Annotated in this window: 15 protein-coding genes; 8 read left to right on the forward strand and 7 right to left on the reverse strand. The window is 55.5% G+C overall.

Going from position 1 to position 20,284, the window contains the following annotated elements:
* Positions 1 to 23 precede the first annotated feature (23 nt).
* Positions 24 to 602 (reverse strand): rubrerythrin, encoded by a 579-nt coding sequence (rbr, locus tag MHAR_RS09355; protein ID WP_014587372.1) that lies wholly within the window; start codon positions 600 to 602, stop codon positions 24 to 26.
* A gap of 220 nt (positions 603 to 822) precedes the next feature.
* Here rbr and MHAR_RS09360 point away from each other — a divergent pair, with 220 nt between their 5' ends.
* The 4 genes from MHAR_RS09360 to MHAR_RS09375 all read left to right on the forward strand — a co-directional run bounded on the left by MHAR_RS09360 (position 823) and on the right by MHAR_RS09375 (position 4,512).
* Positions 823 to 1,911 carry a restriction endonuclease gene (locus tag MHAR_RS09360; RefSeq protein WP_143763378.1) on the forward strand — a complete coding sequence of 363 codons (1,089 nt, stop codon included), beginning with the start codon at positions 823 to 825 and terminating at the stop codon, positions 1,909 to 1,911.
* A gap of 62 nt (positions 1,912 to 1,973) precedes the next feature.
* Complete coding sequence (locus MHAR_RS09365) at positions 1,974 to 2,222, forward strand: nucleotidyltransferase family protein (RefSeq protein ID WP_014587374.1); 249 nt, start codon at positions 1,974 to 1,976, stop codon at positions 2,220 to 2,222.
* Positions 2,223 to 2,260: 38 nt separating this feature from the next.
* Entirely contained in the window at positions 2,261 to 2,440 is a 180-nt protein-coding gene (locus MHAR_RS09370) for a type II toxin-antitoxin system HicB family antitoxin (protein ID WP_048144582.1), read from the forward strand.
* A 164-nt stretch (positions 2,441 to 2,604) separates the two neighbouring features.
* Positions 2,605 to 4,512: a GNAT family N-acetyltransferase gene (locus tag MHAR_RS09375; RefSeq protein ID WP_048145003.1), complete on the forward strand. Its 1,908-nt coding sequence runs from the start codon at positions 2,605 to 2,607 to the stop codon at positions 4,510 to 4,512.
* A gap of 113 nt (positions 4,513 to 4,625) precedes the next feature.
* Here MHAR_RS09375 and MHAR_RS09380 read toward each other — a convergent pair whose 3' ends face one another.
* Positions 4,626 to 6,710: a vWA domain-containing protein gene (locus MHAR_RS09380; RefSeq protein ID WP_052301019.1), complete on the reverse strand. Its 2,085-nt coding sequence runs from the start codon at positions 6,708 to 6,710 to the stop codon at positions 4,626 to 4,628.
* Positions 6,711 to 7,162: 452 nt separating this feature from the next.
* Between MHAR_RS09380 and MHAR_RS09385 the strand changes: the two genes are divergently transcribed.
* Genes MHAR_RS09385 through MHAR_RS09395 form a run of 3 tightly spaced genes read left to right on the forward strand, consistent with a single transcriptional unit; the run spans position 7,163 to position 9,997 of the window.
* Complete coding sequence (locus tag MHAR_RS09385; protein WP_014587378.1) at positions 7,163 to 8,113, forward strand: citrate/2-methylcitrate synthase; 951 nt, start codon at positions 7,163 to 7,165, stop codon at positions 8,111 to 8,113.
* Positions 8,114 to 8,171: 58 nt separating this feature from the next.
* Positions 8,172 to 9,488, forward strand: a complete 1,317-nt coding sequence (gene tnpC / locus MHAR_RS09390) for an IS66 family transposase (RefSeq protein ID WP_014585584.1) — start codon at positions 8,172 to 8,174, stop codon at positions 9,486 to 9,488.
* Positions 9,431 to 9,997 (forward strand): citrate/2-methylcitrate synthase, encoded by a 567-nt coding sequence (locus MHAR_RS09395; protein WP_081472322.1) that lies wholly within the window; start codon positions 9,431 to 9,433, stop codon positions 9,995 to 9,997. Before tnpC ends, MHAR_RS09395 begins: the two co-directional genes overlap by 58 nt.
* Before the next feature lie 77 nt (positions 9,998 to 10,074).
* Here MHAR_RS09395 and MHAR_RS09400 read toward each other — a convergent pair whose 3' ends face one another.
* From MHAR_RS09400 to MHAR_RS09420, 5 genes are all read right to left on the reverse strand, one after another.
* A complete protein-coding gene (locus MHAR_RS09400; protein ID WP_228369542.1) occupies positions 10,075 to 11,787 on the reverse strand; it encodes an alkyl sulfatase dimerization domain-containing protein in 1,713 nt (570 codons plus the stop codon).
* 260 nt (positions 11,788 to 12,047) lie between these two features.
* Positions 12,048 to 13,178 (reverse strand): HAD family hydrolase, encoded by a 1,131-nt coding sequence (locus MHAR_RS09405; protein ID WP_014587381.1) that lies wholly within the window; start codon positions 13,176 to 13,178, stop codon positions 12,048 to 12,050.
* Between the two features lie 70 nt (positions 13,179 to 13,248).
* A complete protein-coding gene (locus tag MHAR_RS09410; RefSeq protein WP_228369543.1) occupies positions 13,249 to 14,430 on the reverse strand; it encodes a toxic anion resistance protein in 1,182 nt (393 codons plus the stop codon).
* Between the two features lie 16 nt (positions 14,431 to 14,446).
* Positions 14,447 to 16,108 carry a vWA domain-containing protein gene (locus MHAR_RS09415; protein WP_014587383.1) on the reverse strand — a complete coding sequence of 554 codons (1,662 nt, stop codon included), beginning with the start codon at positions 16,106 to 16,108 and terminating at the stop codon, positions 14,447 to 14,449.
* A gap of 15 nt (positions 16,109 to 16,123) precedes the next feature.
* A complete protein-coding gene (locus MHAR_RS09420) occupies positions 16,124 to 16,855 on the reverse strand; it encodes a hypothetical protein (protein WP_014587384.1) in 732 nt (243 codons plus the stop codon).
* 876 nt (positions 16,856 to 17,731) lie between these two features.
* Here MHAR_RS09420 and MHAR_RS09425 point away from each other — a divergent pair.
* Complete coding sequence (locus tag MHAR_RS09425; RefSeq protein ID WP_228369544.1) at positions 17,732 to 20,110, forward strand: arylsulfatase; 2,379 nt, start codon at positions 17,732 to 17,734, stop codon at positions 20,108 to 20,110.
* Positions 20,111 to 20,284: the final 174 nt, after the last annotated feature.

A 20,284-nucleotide genomic window follows, 5' to 3' on the forward strand; every position in this document is an offset into this window, starting at 1 on the left:
TGATTCTACGGGCGACAGGAAGGTCAGTAGTTCTCGCAGAGGAGCTCGAAGTAGGCCCTCTCGTGTTCGCAGGCGGGGCACTCCTCCGGCGCTTCGGCCCCCTCGTGGATGTAGCCGCAGTTCCTGCACCTCCAGCTTACGACCCCCTCGCGCTTGAAGACCGTCCCGTCGTCGATGTTCTTCGCCAGGGCGAGGAACCTCTTCTCGTGGCCGACCTCGGCGGCGGCGATATTTCTCATCGTCTCGGCGACCTCGGGGAAGCCCTCCGCATCGGCTTTCGCCGCAAACTCCGGGTACATCTCCGAGTACTCGTGCTTCTCCCCGGCGGCCGCCGCCCGGAGGTTCTCCACCGTCGGCCCGATGACCCCGGCGGGGAAGGACGCCCGGACCTCGGCCTCGCCGCCCTCCACCAGGAACTTGAAGAGCCTTTTTGCGTGCTCCTTCTCGTTATCGGCGGTCTCGGCGAAGATGGCGGAGATCTGCTCGTACCCCTCCTTCTTCGCCTGGGAGGCGAAGAAGTTGTACCGGTTTCGGGCCTGGGATTCTCCCGCAAAGGCGGTGAGGATATTCTTCTCGGTCTGGGTTCCTTTCAAGCTCTTCATATTCATACGCTCCGAAGGGTGTATATGTCCCTGGGGATTGATAAATGGATCGGAAGAGCGGACATTAAGTTTATAACCTCCCCAACGAACTCGAAGGAATTCGAAGGAATTCGATGACAGATCCCTACTATAGGAAAAGTTATTATAACCAAAATACAAATATGACAATTAAGCTTTAAGGAGTGTACCACTATTGCAAAAGCGTTCCCAGTATGACGAATTGCACGATAAATACAATCCCATAGAGACCACAAAAGCAGGTACACGGTATGAGAGATTGGCAGCAATGGTTTTTAGGCACATTGAAAAATATGGAGTAGTTCTACATAATCGTAGGCTAATTAGAGATACAGGAGTTAAGCATCAAATTGATGTTACAATTAATAATAATGATAATAAGCGCCGAGTTTTGGTCGAATGCAAAGATTTCAATTTATCCGGAGAGAAAATCGGACTTCCAATAATCCGTGATTTTTGGGCCGTGGTTGATGATATAAAGCCTGATGATGCAATCGTTCTTACATGCACTGGTTTTACAAGAGATGCTATTCTCTTCGCCAAGATGAAAGGTATCAGATTAGCAATTCTTCGGAGATTCGATGAGGAAGACAAAGAAAATCGCATCGAATCAATTAATGTTAATTTGCATACCATATTACTCCATAAAAGTTGTAGTCTCAAATATTATTTCCCTAGTCAGGAAGATATTAATAATTTTAAATTTCAGTTAATGAATGCTAAAATTCCTGTAGATAATTATTGCTACAGCAATGCCCCAATATTTTTACAAATTAATAATGAGACAATCCAACTCGGGAATTTCATTGATTCGATAATCACTCAAATGAATATATATTTATATCTAAAAACTGAAAAGAATTATAGTGCAACAAAAATTTACAGCGATGTAGAATTCCAAATAGAGGATCTGCCTCAACATAAAATCCATATAGATGAGATAATTTTAGAAGATATTCAAACGTCCCATATTCCGCATCCTTCGTTATTTACTCCAAAATCGGAGGAAAAAGGAGTTATGACAATTTCACATCGAATTAGAATCACTGCCAAGATAAATCTCAGAGGAAGTGCGGTTAAAATTTTAAATTGCGATAAAATCCCAATCAATGGCCTTATTTTAAATTACGATATTACTCTAACAAAGTTTAATTTTGAGATGTATTCAAGGAAAATTGCCGAACTAATTCTTCAGGAATTCGGTGACGACGATGATTTAGTGATTTGTGACGAAGAGATCAGTTGTTTATCAATAGATCCAAATAGTGGTGAAGTTCTAAAACGAACCTGAAGTAAAAACTTCCTTATTCATTGCTCATAGTGGAATCAATCGTCACGCTCTGAGTCGATGAGATGGACGAAGAGAGCGACATCGACATCCTGATCGAGTTCGAGGGAATAAGGAGCCACCTCGACTTCGCCCACCTCAAAAACGAGCTGGAGGACGCCGTGAACAGGCGGGTGGACCTCCTCACCTGCAAGTCGCTCCATGCCAGGCTGAAAGACCGAATCCTGGCCGAGCAGATCCCGATACTAAAGGTCTCGTCTGGGACTATTCTGTGGGGTCGAGACCGCTCCTTAAGACTGGCTTTCCATCGCTGACCAAGGTATTTAATATAAAAACGCAAAATAGTCGAGAGATGAAGGCCAAGTTCAACGTCCTCGTCGAACGGGACGAGGACGGATACTACGTCGCCACCGTCCCCTCCCTCCCCGGATGCCATACCCAGGCAAAGAGCCTGGATGAGCTCATGGAGCGGGCGAAAGAGGCGATAGAGCTGTACCTCGAAGTGGAGAAAGAATTTGTTCTTCATGATTAATTAAGATATTTTTATACCAACATCAATTAATATAACCTCCGCCAGTAATTATTTCGGGCAGAAAGCCTTGTGCATCCGATTTCGGCAGAGGCTTTCATTCAGATCCCAGGAGGTCGCAGGCGTTGGCGCTCTATCCGGACGATAACAGCTCAGAATTGGAGGCGATGAAGAAGCGTTGGCCGAAGAAGTTCTGGCCGGAGACCGCCATCTTCGAGAGGATTCACCCCGGCGACCGGATCTTCGTCGGCACCGGCTGCGGCGAGCCCCAGCACCTCGTCGGAGCCCTGAAGAGGTACGTCGAGAAGAGGCCCAACTCCCTCACGGGCGCCGAGATGATCCACGTCTGGACCCTGGGGATCGCCCCTTGCGCCGAGGAGCAGTTTCGGGAGAACTTCCGGCTCAACTCCTTCTTCGTCGGGTCCCGGAGCAGGGACGCCATCAACCGGGGGGACGCCGACTACACCCCGATATTTTTGTCGGAGGTCCCGGCCCTCTTCCGCCATGGGGCGATCCCCATCGACGTCGCCCTCGTCCAGACCTCGCCCCCCGACCGGCACGGCTACCTGAGACTGGGGATCTCCGTCGACATCGTCAAGGCGGCGGTGGAGGCGGCCGAGATCGTCATCGCCCAGATCAACCCCAGGATGCCCCGGATCCCCGGCGACGGCTTCGTCTCCGTCGAGGAGGTCGACCATCTCGTCTTCTGCGATGAGCCCCTCCTGGAGTACCACGACCCCGCCCCCGACGAGATCGCCCGCAAGATCGGCGAGTACGTCGCCCGGATCGTCGAGGACGGCTCCACCATCCAGGTCGGCTACGGCTCGGTCCCCAACGCCGTCCTCGCATGCCTCGGCGAGAAGAAGCACCTGGGGGTCCATACCGAGCTCTTCACCGACGGGATTGCAGATTTGATGAAGTCGGGGGCCGTCGACAACTCTCGAAAGACGATCGACCGGGGTAAGGCCGTCGCCTCCTTCTGCATGGGCTCGGCGGAGACGTACAGGTATCTCGACGATAACCCCCTCGTCGAGTTCAGGTCGATCGATTATACCAACAGCCCCCTGGTGATAGCCAAGAACCGGAGGATGACCGCCATCAACAGCGCTCTCGAGATCGACCTCTCGGGGCAGGCGACGGCCGAGTCCCTGGCGGGATCCCACTACAGCGGGATCGGAGGCCAGGCGGACTTCATGCGGGGATCGGTCCTCTCGCAAGCCGGAAGGTCGATCCTCGCTCTTCCATCCACCGCCGACGGCGGTAGGACGTCGAGGATCGTCCCCACCCTGAGGCCCGGCTCCGGCGTAACCTTGAGCCGGGGGGACGTCCACTACGTCGTCACAGAATACGGGATCGCCTACCTCCACGCCAAGAACGTCCGGGAGAGGGCTCTGGACCTTATAGCCATCGCCCACCCCGACTTCCGCCCCCAGCTGATAGAGGAGGCGAAGAGGATGGGGCTGATCTACGGAGACCAGGCCTTCATCCCCGGCGAGGGCGGAATCTACCCCGAGAGCCTCGAGGTCCGGAGGACGACGAAGGCGGGCCTTCCCATCCTCCTGCGCCCCGTCAAGATCACCGACGAGCCCCTCCTCAAGGAGTTCTTCCACCAGCTATCCGACGATAGCCTCTACAGCCGGTTCATGACGACGAAGAAGGAGCTCTCCCACCCCTGGCTCCAGGAGTTCTCCGTCGTCGACTATTCTAAGAAGATGGTGATCCTCGCGACCGTAGAGGACCGGCCTGCGGGGAGGGAGACGGTCATCGGGATCGGCCAGTACGGCCTCTTGGGCGAGTCGATGATGGCGGAGGTCGCCTACGTCGTGAGGGACGACTACCACCGCCAGGGGGTGGGAAGAGAGCTTCTCGCCCGCCTCACCCACCTCGCTCGAAAGCAGGGGGTCCAGGGGTTCGTCGCCGAGGTCCTATCCACCAACGTCCGGATATTTCGAATGTTCCAGAAGATGGGCTTTGTGGTGGAGAAGGTCTGGGAGGAGGATGGGGTCTACGAGATGAGGACCCCCTTCGGCGAACCCGGCGAGGTCGAGGGTGGAGGGGACGCCTGCCGGGATTGACCCCTTCTCCTTCCCCTGGAGGGGCGGTGCCGCTCCGGCCGAAAACCCCGGGGCGGCAATTTTCGTTTATGGGGATCGAGGTCCTCTAAGTCCTCTATCCCTTCTAACGATCCTCACCCCTCCCCCCCGCTCAGCTTATCGAGGACGACCACCTCCTGCTGGAGGTCGGGATCTCCCAGGGCTACGCTCTCGGTCTCGAAGTGGCTCCTGAAGAGCTCGAAGAAGACCCGATAACCCTCCGATACCGTCAGGGGCAGCGACTGCCGCTCCCACTCCCCCAGGAGAGGACCGGGGACGACGATCCCGTCCTCGAGGGTGACGGAGGGCTCAACCGGAGCATCCTGGTCCAGGGCCGACCTCTCATCGATGATCCAGTTCTTCAGAAGGTCTGCATACCTCGACAAGAGGATCGCCTTTCTTATTCCGTCGTTCTCGTAGAAGTCGCCCTCCGCCTCGGGGAAGATCACCGCCGCCTCGGCGCCGTCTTCGGACCCATTCCTATCCCGGTAGCTGACCGATAGGGCGATCCTCGGGTCGTCGGAGACCCGGTAGAGCTTGATCAATATGGTCCCGCCCTTCACCTCCCCCTCCTCCGCCCTGGAGGGAAAGAGGGTGTTCACCCTCATGATCTCCCCCGTAGCCTCATCCGCCTCCGGAGACCCGTAGACCTTATCTATCCTGTATCCGGGAGCCTCGATCCGGAGGAGGAGGTCGAAGACCAGGGGAGTCACCATGAAATCGAACTCCTCGTCCATCCTCTCTTCAAACTCCTTCGCCGAGTGGACCGAGTAGTAGTTGGCTCCCCGGACCTTGGAGATCTCCTCCACGAGCTCGGTGTTGAAGTCCACCCCCACCCCGATGAAGGTGGTGTAAATCCCCTTTCGGGCGTTCTCCCGGAGGATCCTCAGGAGTCCTCCCTCCCCCGTCTCCCCCAGGTTCGGCATGGCATCGGTGATGAAGATGATCCTGTTCTCCTCCTCGGCAGGGTCGATCTCCCCATACTTGCCGAAGGCGGCCGTTCCCTTCATCATCCCCGCCTCCATGTTCGTCCCGCCGTACTCCTCGATCTCGATTATGGCGGCCTTGAGGGCATCCAGATCCTTATCGTCGATCCTGGTGAGGGGATCGACGAGGTAGGCCTCGTCGCTGAAGACTACGAGGCCGAACCTGTCCTCCACCTCCAGATGGCCCAAGAGCTCCACCACCGCCCGATCGGCGATCTCCATCTTCGACTTGCTGAGGCCGGAATCCACCTCGACATCAACCCGGCTCCCGAAACGGTCGTAGTAGTATTCGTTGAAGGGGCTTCCCATGGAGCCGGAGTAGTCGAGGACGACGACCAGGTTCAGCTTCTTTCTGGCAAAGTCGGAGATCCCCGAGTTGAGGCCGACAGATAGGTATCGCTGCGGCTCGCCGGAGATGGGATCCCTCGATATGGCAGAGCTGTAAGTGGGGCAGAAGAGCTTCTGGCATTCCTCCTTCTGGCCGGTCTCAAAGCTGTAGTCGTAGAAGAGCCCCTCGTAGGTGACGTCCGTCGGGAGGGGGAGGTAATCCAGCTCTATGTTCTCCCGGAAGTTCTCGATGTCCTTGGCCCCCCCGACGGCGAAGCCTATTGACGGGCTCGCCGCCGGGGCCGCGTACATGGCAGGTCCCCCAAGCCCCGGACCTCCGGCTGCATAAGACCCCGGCGCCGCCGGTCCAGCCCCCTCAAAGACGATCAGCTCCTCCTGAACGTCGAGCTGGACGGGTTCGCTCTCCTCCCCGTCCAGGGAGAACCAGATCAGGTACTTCCCCGGCCATTCGGCCTGGAACCAGCTGGAATAAAGCCTGCCCGTCTCCACAGACTCAGCCGGTATCTTCTGGACCGTTCCCGTGGGGTACCCTATGAGGAGCTCGAGATCCCCCTCCGATGAAGGGGCGATCATCAGCCTAGCCCACGCCCCCATGGGGATCTCCAGGGCCGTCCTCCTCTCCTTCCCGTCCAGGTCGGTTATCCAGATGCTTTCGCCACCGCCTTCGTCGGCGGAGGGGCCCTCGGGGGAGAGCCCCTCCGGGGAGGAAGGAGGAGCAAATCTGTACCAGTCGCCCTTGTCATCTCCTGAAAGCGCTCCAGTATCGAGCCCCCAGGCGGAACCCAGGGAGATGATGACGGCGGCTCCGAGGCATATGACGGATATCATCGTCGAGGGGATCTTCATAATAACACCATCCAGCCTGATTTTATATCACGATTACCCAAATTATTTTTTGATCTACCAAGGCGTCCCGCTGCCAGACCTCCGATGGCAGATCCTCGTCATTATTGCCCCTATTAATCTAATAAGATTTCGATCCTGTTCAAATATTAGATGGGGAGATGAATGAACCTCCCATAGCCACCCTGGGACGGATCGAGGTCCCGCCGGCGAAGAACCCCGAGGGCCCAAACCGCCGGTGAAAGGGTTATATATGAACAGATCGTGAGAGGCCGGAAGTTCTATTCCGACCGGGAAGATCAGGTAGCCTCGACGCTTGGTGGATCCCGACCCTGCCTCGGCCGTCTGGATAGATGAGCCGCTTTTATCGGGAAGGCTAGAAGGAAGCGGGGCGGCCAGAGACCACCTGCCAGAAGAGAAGCCGCCGGGAATCGGATCGGAGAGGAGATGATGCGATGGAGAGGACGAAGAGATATGTCACGGAGCTGATCCTGGGCGCCAAAGGTGAGGCGCCCGCGGCTCCCAAAGGGACGAATCCCATCTTCGACCAGATGAGGGGGATTGACTGGCCGATAAGATGTACCGTGGGGCCTGGCCTTGAAGGGGCGATAGCCTGCAAGAGCCGGGTGGGCTTCGTCAACGGCTCTGAAGGCACCCTCATCTACCGCGGCTACGACATCTTCGATCTCTGCGCCCACTCCACCTTCGAGGAGGTCTCCTACCTCCTCCTCTACGGCGACCTCCCGACGGAGAGCGAGCTAGCCTCCTTCGAGAGCCGACTGAATGAATACCGCTTCCTTCCCAACACCCTCCGGACGCTGATGAACGCCCCGGTGGAGAGGATGAACCCCATGGCAGCCCTGAGGCTGGGGACGAACTTGATGCATCAGAGGCAGACCTGGCGGGACAGCGAGGACGCGAGGCCATCCCTGGAGGACGCCATAGCCTCCGACGAGGACTCGATCCCCATGGAGACCCGGCCGACAGGGGAGAGGCATGCGATATACGAGTTCCAGAGGCGGCACCTCCGACGGCCTACAGACCCGAGACTGGCCCCCGACGACGCCGAGAGCATGGATAGCTGTATCCACCTGATCGCAGGGATGGCGACCCTGGCGGCCGCCATCGGTCGGCTGAGGAGGGGCCGCCTGCCCATCGAGCCCGATCCAGAGCTCGGCCACGCCGCGAACCTCCTCTACATGATGACGGGGCGAAGGCCGACGCCGGTGGAGGAGAGGGTGATGGACGTCTCCCTCATCCTCCACGCCGACCACGGGATGAACGCCAGCACCTTCGCCTGTCTTGTCGTCGCCTCCACCATGTCAGACATCTACTTCTCCGTCGATGCGGGGATAGGGGCGCTGTATGTGTTTAGCTCCATCCTCAATTCATGCGAATTGACCTAGAATCCACCTCGACCAGAAAAATTATATAATTCTTTCGCTATACCTGCTAGTTGGGAGTATGCACGAAGAAGAGATAATCAAGCAACTTAAAGCTGAGAATGAACGATTAAAGCGTGAGAATGAGTTTCAAAGAGAACAGATAGCGAAGCTTGAAGCTCGACTAGCTAAATATGAGAATGCCCATACTCCGCCGAGCTTGAGACGAGGTCGCAAACGGAAAAAAGGGTATGACGAAGGGTTTAATGGGAAACCAGGCCAAAAAGAGGGTCATAAAGGGGTATCAAGACCTCGTGCCAATCCTGATAGACAAGTCGAAGTCGCCATAGATCTTTGCCCAGATTGCGGAGCCAAGCTTGGCGATCCTATCAGAAAAGAGTCAAAGATCATCGAGGAAATCCCTGAACCCCAGCCGATAATCGTCACCGAATACAAGATTGCTCATTACAGATGTCCATCTTGTCAAAAGGAAGTTGTAGCCAGCGATCATGATCTTCCTGCAGAAGGCAGATTCGGAAACAATGTAATTGCGCAGACAACGTTACTGAAATACGAGGATAGGCTACCCCACAGGAAGATCCAAAATGCACTGAAGCGATTGCATGGACTGACCATATGCGCAGCTACGGTCCTCGATCTGACTCGCAGAGCTGCTGATGCGGTTCAGTCTCAATATGATGCAATTTTAAACAGCGTTCGGAATGCACCAATCCTGTATGTGGATGAAACGTCGATAAAGGTCCAAGGAGAGCGTCACTGGATCTGGGTATTTACCACACCATCTGAGACGTTTGTTGTGATACGAAAGAGTCGTGGGATGAAGGTCCTGATGGAAGTTCTGACAAGAAGATTCGATGGCATCATAGTGTGCGATGGTTGGAAGCCTTATGCCAAATTCACAAAACGGTTACAGCGATGTTGGGCACATCTACTCCGAGAATCAAAGGACCTTGCTGATAAGATTGAGGAGGCGGTTCCTTTACATGGGGATCTCAAGGATCTATATGAAGAACTTACTGATGCTCTAGAAAACGATCCACCACCCGAAGTCAGGATGGGATTGTTGGAAATGGCACGATCAAAGCTCCACCAATGGATTATGAAAGAATACATGAGTGAGAAAGTCAAAAAGCTAATCGGCAAAATTAGTAACGGCTTCGAGTACTGGTTCACGTTTATCATCCAGCCCGCCGTAGAGCCGACCAATAATAGAGCAGAGAGGGCTCTCCGGGAGCATGTCGTTCTGAGAAAGATCATTGGTACACTGCGAAATGAAAAAGGGACTTCGATTCATGAACGAATTATGACCGTGCTGGCGACATGGGAGCAAAATGGACTCGATGGCCTAAAGATGCTAAGATCGAGCCTGGTCAGCTAAACACGTACGGGGCGCTGAACGGCCCCCTCCACGGCGGAGCTAACGAGGAGGTAACGAGGGTCCTCCGGGAGATCGGCTCCCCGGAAGGGGTGAAAGAGTGGTACAACACGGCCCGAAGTTCGGGGCGGAAGGTCCCGGGATTCGGCCACCGGGTCTACAGGACCTACGACCCTCGGGCCCGGGTCCTCGGACCCCTGGCGGGGATGATGGCGGAGTCAAACCCCAACTGCGATAAGATGTATTCGATCGCAAAGCGGCTGGAGGAGGAGGTCGTCTCGGACCTGGGGATGGAGAAGAAGATCTTCCCGAACGTCGACTACTACTCCGGCATCGTCTACCACGCCATGGGGGTCCCCGGCGACCTCTACACCGTCCTCTTCGCCGTCAGCCGGGTGGCGGGGTGGACCGCGAGGGTGATGGAGTACCTCGAGAACAACCGGATCTTCAGGCCCCGGTCCCTCTACGTCGGGGAGTTCGACCGGGAGTACGTACCGCTGGAGAACCGATAGTCTTAAGCCGTCCGGAGCTGCTGGCAAGACTCCTTTAGGGAAAAATAGGCCGATGGGGGCTTTGAAATCCGCCCCCATCACTTGAATAGGTCCATGAACCCGTAGAACTCCTCCGGCCCGGCTCCGCCCACCTCGACGGCTCCGCCGGCGACCGCCTCCTCAGGGTTGAGCTTTCCCAGGACCAGGTTCTTCATCGAGAGGGAGTCGGTGTCGATGGTGAACTTCGGGTCCTCGGGGACCCCCTCCTGGACCTCTACGATCCCCCTCCGGACGTACAGGGCATATTCTGCAGATTCCGAATCGTCCGAGAGGCTGAGGCCGACGGCGTACTCCTCGTCCAGGGCCTTGGTGGCGTTGAGGCTCACCGCCATGATCCTGAATATCGTCGCCATCGGCATGTAGACGACGATATTCTCGTCCATGAGGCTGAAGCCGCGTTCGATGGGGATCCTGATCTGGCCCGTCTCTTCGAGGTACTCGGAGAGGATGTAGTTTCTCACCTGGGCGTTCTTGGTCTCCTCGGCCAGGTATAGCATCGACGAGTTCTTGACCTCTCGGGCCTCGACGTTCTCAGGATCGAGGAGGAGGACGTGGTCGGAGAAGATCATCGCCCATTTAACATCACCTTCATCGAGAGACGCTTTCGCTTTTTCTGCCAGCCCGTCGACGCCGCCGGCGAGGTATGCCATCTTCTCAGCCTCTTCCCGCGGAGATGTCGGGAATATGTCTCTGCTCCTGCCCGTGAACCATCCCATGTACTGCTGGAATATCTGGAAAATGTCCCGATCCATCTCGCCGAAGTACTCCTGCAGATTGGGGTCTTCGGCTAGGTGGGGAGGCAGCTCGAGGACCTCAATGATCTCGCCGGGGGTCAGCCCCTGGTTCATCAGGCGGACCGTCTGGTCGTGGACGTACTGGAGGGCGTCCCGGGCGTTGGTGAGGGTCTGGCTGATGTTTTCGGCGCCGACGATTGGTCCACCGCCGCTGTGGATCAGGACCATATACTCGGCGTCCAGGGTCCTCATATCGTCAATGCTCGCGATGTAGTTCAATGGGTCCCGATGCGAAGCTCCCCGGAGGGTGTTGATGGCGGGGAAGGACTTGTAGAAGATGCCGATCTGAACGATCACCTTCTTATCCGGCAGCCAGACGTAGTTTATATCCGTCGTCTCGGCGGGGGCGTGGACTATCGTCAGGTTCACCCCGGCTATGTTAGTCTCCAGCCTCTCCCCAACGGTCAGGGTGGGGGGGAGGTATCCCGAGGGGCCGGGGACCGAGAAGGGGAAGATTCCACCATTTACAAAGTAGCCCGGATCGTTCTGGAAGCGTATCCCAGCATACTTTACGGCCCGGTATACCTTGATAGGGAAGATCTGGCTCACCACTTCCCTGGGCCCGAAGAGGTGCTCCTCAAAGGTCTCGTGGGCGATGACCTCCGGAGAATCGTTTCCCGCAAAGACCGAAGCTCCGTTTATGTGGCAGTCGTGGTGGTGGGTGTAGATGATCGCCTTGACGGGCTTTCTCGAGAATATGTCGTCGAGATGCTCGTTGTAAGCCGCCTTCACCATCTCTGCGGAGGTGGTGCTCTCGCCCGGATCGATGACGATCAGCCCGTCGGTCCCCTCTATCAGGACCGGGTTTGCGCGACCGTAGCCGACGGCGACGTAAACCCCATCCGTCACGTCGTATACGGTGGGTGGAAACCATCCCGCGTTGAGGGCGACGAGGTCGGGGTTTGCGCCGACCGCCTCAGGCTCGAAGGCCGATGCCGACGATAACCAGAAGAACAACAATAAAATTATCGCCTTGAAAAATTTTCCAGCATTCATATTTTTGCTCCCATTCGTTATATTTCGTCTCATCAAATTGCTCTCCGGCGAAGATAAGGAGGATGCTGGGTTCAGCATACCGATTCTGTCACCGAGATTTTTTACATCCTGCGGAAGCCGAGAGCTAATTTACAGGACGATGGTAAATGTATGGCGATAGCATCCGATAAAAGCTTTTTGTCGAGCTGGAGCCCTCGGAAAAAGGAGGAGGCAGCCTGCCCCTAAAAAATATATTTCCAATCTTCCTTCATGCTCACCACCTCCCAACCCCACTCTCCCGCCAGCTCCAGCCCCTCCTCCAGCCCTCCGATGGAGGAGCCTATATCGTAGGCGTACTCCCGGATGGGGTCGTCGTGGTGGTTCAAGAGGCCCAGGGATGGACCCTCGCCCCCAGTGGCGAATTTGAGCATGGGGATATCCCCATCCGAGTTGCCGTAGGCGAGGATGGGGCGAAGGCCTACGATCTGCTGGATCTGCTCCGCCTTCACCCGGCCGTCGGTGACGACCTGGACCTCAGGAAGCTTCACCACTGAGGTGTTGCCGTCGACTTCGATGAACTGGTGCTTGACCGCCGAACCGATCACCTGCTCCGGGGGGATGCCGTACACCTCCTGGGAGAAGGCCCGGACGAAGTCCTGATCTCCCCCCGTCACTATGTAGACCTTGAACCCCTGGGATCTCAGATAGCTGAGGAGCTCCAGCATCGGCTTATAGACGCATTCTGTATAGGGGAGGCCATGGTCCGGATGGGAGGATCTATCGAGCCAGTCTCTTGCGAGAGCCATGTACTCCTCAGCGGTCATATTCGAGCTGGTGGCGACGTAGATCTCCAGCACCTCCCCCGGGCTGAAGCTGCCGGCCCCGGTCCGCTCGCCAGAGAGGATGGAGCTGAAAGGCTCGGTGGAGTTCCACTCGGGGTGATATGATGCCATATCATAGACCCGGTCGAAGATGAAGAGATACGGGACGTAATTTGGATACTCGCACCAGAGAGTCCCGTCGTTGTCGAAGGTGGCGATCCTATCTTCGGGGGCTACGTAGTTCGGACCGCCCTCGGAGGTGACATCTGAAACGAAACTGAGGATGGCCCTCTTTGCCGACCCCTCGTTCCAGGAGGGGAGGGGGTCCACATCTCCCCGGGCAGCCGACCCCTCCCCAATCCCATAGAGTTTTTGATTTGGCGGCAGGGATGAACCGAGGTCCAGCGAGTCAGCTCTAATCCACAGTCCTCCAAATCCCCCCTCAAACCGCATCTCCGCGGTCGCTCCTCCCGATCGCATCTCCCCAGCCCCCACTGATGACGACCCCATCAAAGATATCATGAGGGCGATCATGATGGCCATCTTATTCATCCCGCGCGACCTCCTTCTCCATTGTTTATTTACATGAATGAGGAACATCTTCCCAACCCAACGGCGACATTTAATGCCCCTTCTCCAGCTTCTGGATCTCTTCTTCGCCTTTGGCCGCCAGCTCCTTGAACTGATTTATGGTATCCCGCATTATGGGCAGAGCCTCCTGCTTATAGGTGCTGATGGATTCGAGGGCCTCCATCACATCGGCGAAGGCGGCCTTCATCCCCTCGACGGAGATGCTGGTCGCCATTGATCGCCTCTGGATCTCCGCCCCCTGATCCTTCAGCATCTGAGATGTGCCCCTGATGATGCCGTTCGTCGTATCATTGAGCATTTCGATCTTCTTCAGGGCGACCTTCTGATGATAGAGGGCGCCGGCCACCGTCACCGAGGTTCTCAAAGCCGATATGGTCACCGTTTTGGCCCTATCCACCCCGCGGATCAGCTCCCGGTTATTTCTGATCACAACCTCCATCGCCATTACGCCCTGCTGATTTACCACCACCATCTGCTCCATATCCATAATCCGCTGCCGCAGAGGAAAGAGGATCTCTTCAGCGACAAATCTGACTTTCTCCGGATCTTCGTTCCTGGCTTTTGCCGCCTCTATCTCCATCTCGATCGATCTGTCCATCAGAATCCCGAGCTGGATCTCTTTCATCAGCTTCTTGGTCAGACTCCGCAGTGCCTGCTGCTCGATCTCGAGAGTGGTGTTGTCGTTTCTCAGGATCGCCTTCCCTCTCTCCAGCGAGGCGATGATGTCCGCAATGGCCGAATCTGCCTTCTGGTATCGTGCAAAATAGGCCCTCACCGGATCGAAGACCTTCCCCAAAATTCCCGTCTTGGTGAAGTCGATGAGGCTGGGGTCCAGGTCTCTCAGCTCCCGGTTCAGCTCCATCAAGCCCCTCGCCACCACGCCGCCTTCATCGCCGTCTCTGGCCAGGTTGCCGACGGTCACCTGCAAAAGTGAGTTCTTGGCGGCCGAGGTCGCCATCGACTCGCCGCCAAAGGACTCGATCGACTGGAGGATATGCATCTTTTTGGGAGCCACATCGAGATCCAGGGTCAGAATTTGCGCGACGTTCTTCTCCGCCAGAGCCTGAAGCTCGCCCACCTCCTCCGGGGCCGGCTCGACCTGTTCCTGCACCTCCTTCTTGATCGCCGCTTCATCAGGAATATCCATGGTGAAAGGTTCCTGGACCCTATCTTCCATAGCCGCCTCATCGGCCACTTTCATCGCTAATGGCATCTGCTCTTCACCCGTGCTACAGCTCAGCGTTGAACAGCTGGCTCAGCTTATAAATCACGTCTTCGGTATCGGCGTTGATGCTCGCAGCCTCATTGATGTTAGATATGGCATTCAGGGCCTTGATATTCGCATTGTAGCCGATTGTGTATATGGGTATTCCAAGATCCTCCACGATATCTCTAATATCGTTCAGGGAATGGCCTTTGTTGGTTTCACCGTCGCTGAGGACGAAGATCCTCGGTTTGAGGTTTGGATCTTTATCGGGGCCTGCAGCCTTCTGATCTATGAGCATCTTCATGGCGACAGCTATCGCATCGAAGGTCGCTGTTCCGCCGCCGGCCTGTAGCTCATCGACCGCTCCGACGAAAGAAGCTCTCTGCTTCAGATCGAATTTGGAGATAGGCAGATCTATGTTGACATCATTGGAATACGATACCAGGCCGATCAAATTGTTCTCGCCGATATAGTATTGACCATCAATCAATGAGCGCTTCAGATTATTCAGCGGCCTGCCTTCCATGCTGCCGGAGACATCGACCACAAAGACTGCACAATTATGTCTACCAGTGTCTTTTCTATCTTTCCAGACCTTTTGAGCCTGAATTATAACACCGTCGCTGACCAGTACAGCTTCAGATTGATATTCTTCGAAGCCGTTGAAACCATATTTAGCTGCCAGGTTCTGATACTTCTCCTGTTGGGAGAACTTGACGAACTCGTTCAGGATCCTACTTTCCTCTCCCGACAGCTCGCCGATCGCATAAATCGGATTGTCATGCCTCACCCCAAAGGGGGTGAAATTGTAGTGCCTGATATCCGGATCGTTCAAATATGTCTGGTATTCCAGGACGAAGCCTTCGAGAAATCCCGATTTGGCAGCATCCCTCATCTGCAGAGTGGTATAGGCGACGAGGGGGATATTGGCCTGGAAGCTCTCAAACCCTGCGACGGCTTTATCGCTCAGTAAGTCGCTTTTGTCGAAGGCGTATAAAGTCGAGATCAGGAAGTTCAGCCCGGTGGAGCTGGCAAGGGGATTGGTGTAGCCTATCGCCAGTTCCTGGTTCGCGACTGCATCTACGATTGTCTTGGTATTTATCGCCCCATATTTGCGCTCCAGCTCGTCTTTCTTGGACTTCGTGAGGAGGATCCCGGCCACGTTGCCGACAAGCCTTCCTTCCACCAGCTCGGCGTCGACCCCTTTGGAGATGATCATCTCGCCCCAGAAGTCATTCGACGGCGTATAGGCTTCTGGCATATACTTGCCGGAAGTGATATAATCGGCGCCTAAACCGGAGGGGATAGCTCTGAGCCTTACAGATACCGGCTTGCCGTCTATCTTTATTCCTGCATTGTTGAAGTCTTCTGCGACCTCTGTCAGCCAGCCGTCGGTGCCGGAGCCGGCTTTCTCTGGTGAGGAAAATATTTCGATGTAGTTGGATGTGATTTTTTCTACCTGCGGCGGGTACTTGGAGATATCGGGCAAGGTGTTGTTCAGGTCTGGGGGGAGAAACTCGATATGGCCCATAGGATGTTTCACTTGATTCACATCGACGTCCTCGATGATGGACTCCAGCGTCATTTCTGATGGCGGGACGATCACCAAATATACCAAGATAAATACTCCAACTGATGCTGCCAATATCTTCCAAATTACTTTTCTGTCGGCATCTTTGAGCATGCTGATTTTTCCTCCTCAATTCTTATAGTTTGTCGTCTGCTTGATCAGGTTATCGATCTCGACCATCCCGGGCATCTTCTCCAGCTGGCCGCTCTCCACGCTGTTCAGCCCCGAGAGCTCCAGAAGGAGCTTGTCAAGCTTCAGCAGGATCGCCTCATTATCTTCGGCGGCCTCCTTTACAAAAGTAATATATTTGTTATAAACTTCGATCTTTTCATCCATGAACTGCTCGGAAAAGTCTCCAGAATTGCTTTTGTTTCTGATGAAATTATAGTCTTCTTCATCAAAAGCATCCAATTTATTAATTATGCTACGCATATTCATGAAGAATATCCTCTCCACCTCTGAGATGACGCCGTCAAATTTCTGGTAGCTGATCTCAGAGGAGCTGAAGATCTGCAGAAGGATCTCCCGGATTATCTTATTCTTCTTCTGCAGCCGATCGATCTGATCAAGCATCAGGTCGATGGTTTTTTCGAATGTTTTCAGCTCTCTCCGGTCTTTCAGCGCATCAATATAATCCTCCACCGTCATGATCTTTTGAGCTGGAGTTCCCCTCTCATCAGGCTCGGCGAGGAGCCTGTAGTTCCCGTAGATCAACCCGGCGCCGCTCAAGAAGATGAAGGCGATGCCAAAGGCCGTTGCCGGTGCAACGCCCAAGACGAAGACCTCCGGCAAGACGATTATGTTGGCTGCGGCGATCCCGAGATTCAGGCCCAGGAGTTTGATCTGCTTCTCTCTTTCCATCTGCTATCGCCCTCACATTTGCTCTGCCCGGCTCCTCGGAGAGGCTGGAGGTCGAACCCCTATCCTCCCTTCTGAAGCGTGTCGGAGATACGAGGCCAGGACAATCCGGTCGTCCTCCCTCCAGCGCTTTTTTAGTGTACGTTCTAGGATTTAGGACTTACGCACTTGGCAGTACCTTCTTATGTTTCGCGACCCTCATTAAGATGAACAAGTCGAATTGGTCGACGCACCCTAGGGTAGAGCTTTGGAGGCGATAATTAAAATTAATTTGAAATAGTTGTATTAAGAACTTCATAGATAAATTTATTTAGCTGTTCGAACTTATGAACGCGACGAAGATCGATAAGCCAAGTAAAGATTTGACCTATCGATGAAGACGAAGGTTGCGCTTCCAGGCTTTTCGGATCTCCGATGAGCTTCTGGAGAGCTAAATCCTCCAGTACGCCGAGGCTCAGAAGAAACTCCAGGTCACCATCCCCTGGAGGTGGCAGAGCCAGCCCTCATGGGGCAGGAGTTCTTCTCGAGCTCTATCGCGCTCTAGGAGGAAGGCCGCTCTCCTGGACTCATATTCCAGGATATAACCCTAGCAAGGATTCGATTTCGAAAATCAATTACGCAAAGTCAAAATATTCGGGACCACGCATTTCAATGCAAAAGTTTATTTATACATGATAACAGGATATTATAGGAGGTTTCAATACGCGTAGAAGGGATTTTACCAGTGCATTGACTGTTTTTATTATATTGTTCCTTTCCGGGACGACGTTTGCTGCGTCGGAAGAAGAATATGAAGGTTTCGAGACGAAAACGCCTCTACTATCCGCTGAGTCCGATGACCAAGCCGATGGCGCCCTGAGCAGATCCAGCAATGAACAATTGACGAACAGAAGAAAGGTTCTGGCCAGGGACGCCGACCTGGAATCGGTGGCCGAAGAGGACGTCGTCGCACCCCGGGGGGAGCCCCGCCTCGTGGTCATGGCTGCCGGTGCCAGCGTCCGAGAGGATGAGGGCGGCCAAGAGGGCACAAGAACCGCCGCAGATCTCATCCAGGCAGAATCGGGTTCAATTTCGACCTCCGGCTGCGAGCCTGTCATCGGCATCTCCTATCGGGACTCGACCCCCTGCACCGCGGAAGTGGCGCAGCCACCAAAAGAAGCTCCCAACGTCGTCTTCATCGTCCTGGACGACGTGGGATTCGGCCAGATAGGCTGCTTCGGCGGCCCCATCGATACCCCCAACATCGATCGGCTGGCGGTTGGTGGACTTCGATACAACAACTTCCACACCACCGCCATGTGCTCTCCGACGAGGGCCTGCCTCTTGACGGGGAGAAACCACCACTCCGTCGGAGTAGGGGCGGTCATCGAGCTGCCCGCGGGCTACCCCGGCTACAGCATGACCCTCTCTAAGAACGCGGCCACATTGCCGGAGATCCTGCTTGAAAGCGGCTTCAACACCTTTGCCGTGGGCAAATGGCACCTCTCAGATCACCTGAACGCAGCAGGGCCCTTCGATAACTGGCCGACGGGCAGGGGCTTTGAAAAATACTACGGGTTCATCGGGTCTGAGACCAACCAATGGTATCCTGATCTGGTCAGTGGCACCACCAGGGTCGATCCTCCCAAAACCCCCGAGGAGGGGTATCACATCTCCGAGGACCTGGTGGACCGGGCCATAGGGTTTATAAAGAGTCAGCAGGCCGCAGAGCCGGGCCATCCCTACTTCCTCTACCTATCCTTCGGAGCCTGCCATGCTCCCCATCACGCTCCCAAAGAGCAGATAGATATGTACAAGGGTAGGTTCGATCAGGGCTGGGATGAGGTCAGGAACGAAACCCTGGCGCGGCAGAAGGCGATGGGAATTGTCCCCGAAGATGCAGAGCTTCCGCCGAGGAACCCGGATATCCCCGCCTGGGTGGATCTGAGCGAAGATCAGCAGAGGGTCTTTGCGAGGGAGCAGGAGGTCTACGCAGGATTTTTGACCCACACCGACGCCCAGATCGGGAGGTTTTTGGACCATCTCGAAGATATGGGCCAGCTGAACGACACCTTGATCGTCCTCATATCGGACAACGGCGCCAGCCGGGAGGGCGGATTCAACGGTACCTCGAACAACTACCTCTACTTCAACCGCATCATTCAGAACGTGACCTCCGTCCTCGCCCATATCGACGAGCTCGGGGGAACAGAGACCTGGAACCACTACGCCGAGGGATGGGCGATGGCCGGGAACACCCCCTTCAAAAGGTACAAGCAGAACACCCATGAGGGCGGGATCCACGACCCCATGATCATCTACTACCCGGCGCTGATAGAGGACGGGGGCAGGATAAGGGAGCAGTACACCCACGCCGTAGACATCGTCCCCACGGTCCTGGAGCTCCTGGGCCTCTCGGCGCCCGAGGTCTACAACGGCCATCCCCAGAAGCCGATCGAAGGGGTGAGCTTTGCCGCAAGCCTCTCAGACCCGGATGCGGAGACGGGCAAGTACGTCCAGTACTATGAGATGGTCGGCAGCAGGGCCCTCTGGTACAACGGCTGGAAGGCCACCGCTTACCATACGCCAGAGTCCGGCGGCGACTTCATGAACGACACCTGGGAGCTTTACAACACCGACGAGGACTTCTCCGAGGTCCACGACCTGGCCTCCGAATATCCCCAGAAGCTCCAGGAGATGATAGACCTCTGGTTCTTTGAGGCCGGAAAGTACCAAGTCCTGCCTCTGGACGACCGCCAGAAGGCCAGGTTCCAGCCGGCCCCAAAAACCGGCGTCTTCACCTACTATCCCGGAACGGAGAAGATCCTCGAGCCGGAGCTGCCCGACACATTGAACCACTCCTACAGGATTGCGGCCTACGTGGACATTCCAGAATCGGGCGCCGAGGGAGTTCTCTTCTCCATAGGCGGCCGTTTCGGCGGCCTATCGCTATTCGTCATGGATGGCCATCTCGTCTGCGACTACAATTTCGTGGGAATGAGACATTATACTGTATCGTCGACTTCTGAGGTCCCAGCCGGTCGCTCCGCTCTATCCATGGCCTTCGACCTGACGGGAAGCCACCAGGGCGTCTGTACTCTCTACATAGACGGCCAGGCCAGAGGCCGCGCCGAGGTGATGATACAGCCGTACCGCTACTCCTTCGAGGAGGGGCTTGAGATCGGCAAGGACCCCCAGACCCCGGTGAGCGAGAGCTACGAGAGCCCCTTCCGGTTCACAGGGACCATCGAGAAGGTGGTAATGGAGGTCGAGGGTTAGGAGCGATGCAAGTAGACGATGCGGGAGATCCTGGGATGAATGGGACGAAAGAATGGCTCGTCGGGATCCTGGGTTCGGCCAGGATTCCGATATATCTTTTTAAGATTTCGACCGCCCTTTCGGCTTGATGAGACGGCCCTATTCTATTCAATCCATCCGATGTTTGTCTCAAGA

The sequence above is a fragment of the Methanothrix harundinacea 6Ac genome (assembly GCF_000235565.1).
Taxonomy (GTDB): domain Archaea; phylum Halobacteriota; class Methanosarcinia; order Methanotrichales; family Methanotrichaceae; genus Methanocrinis; species Methanocrinis harundinaceus.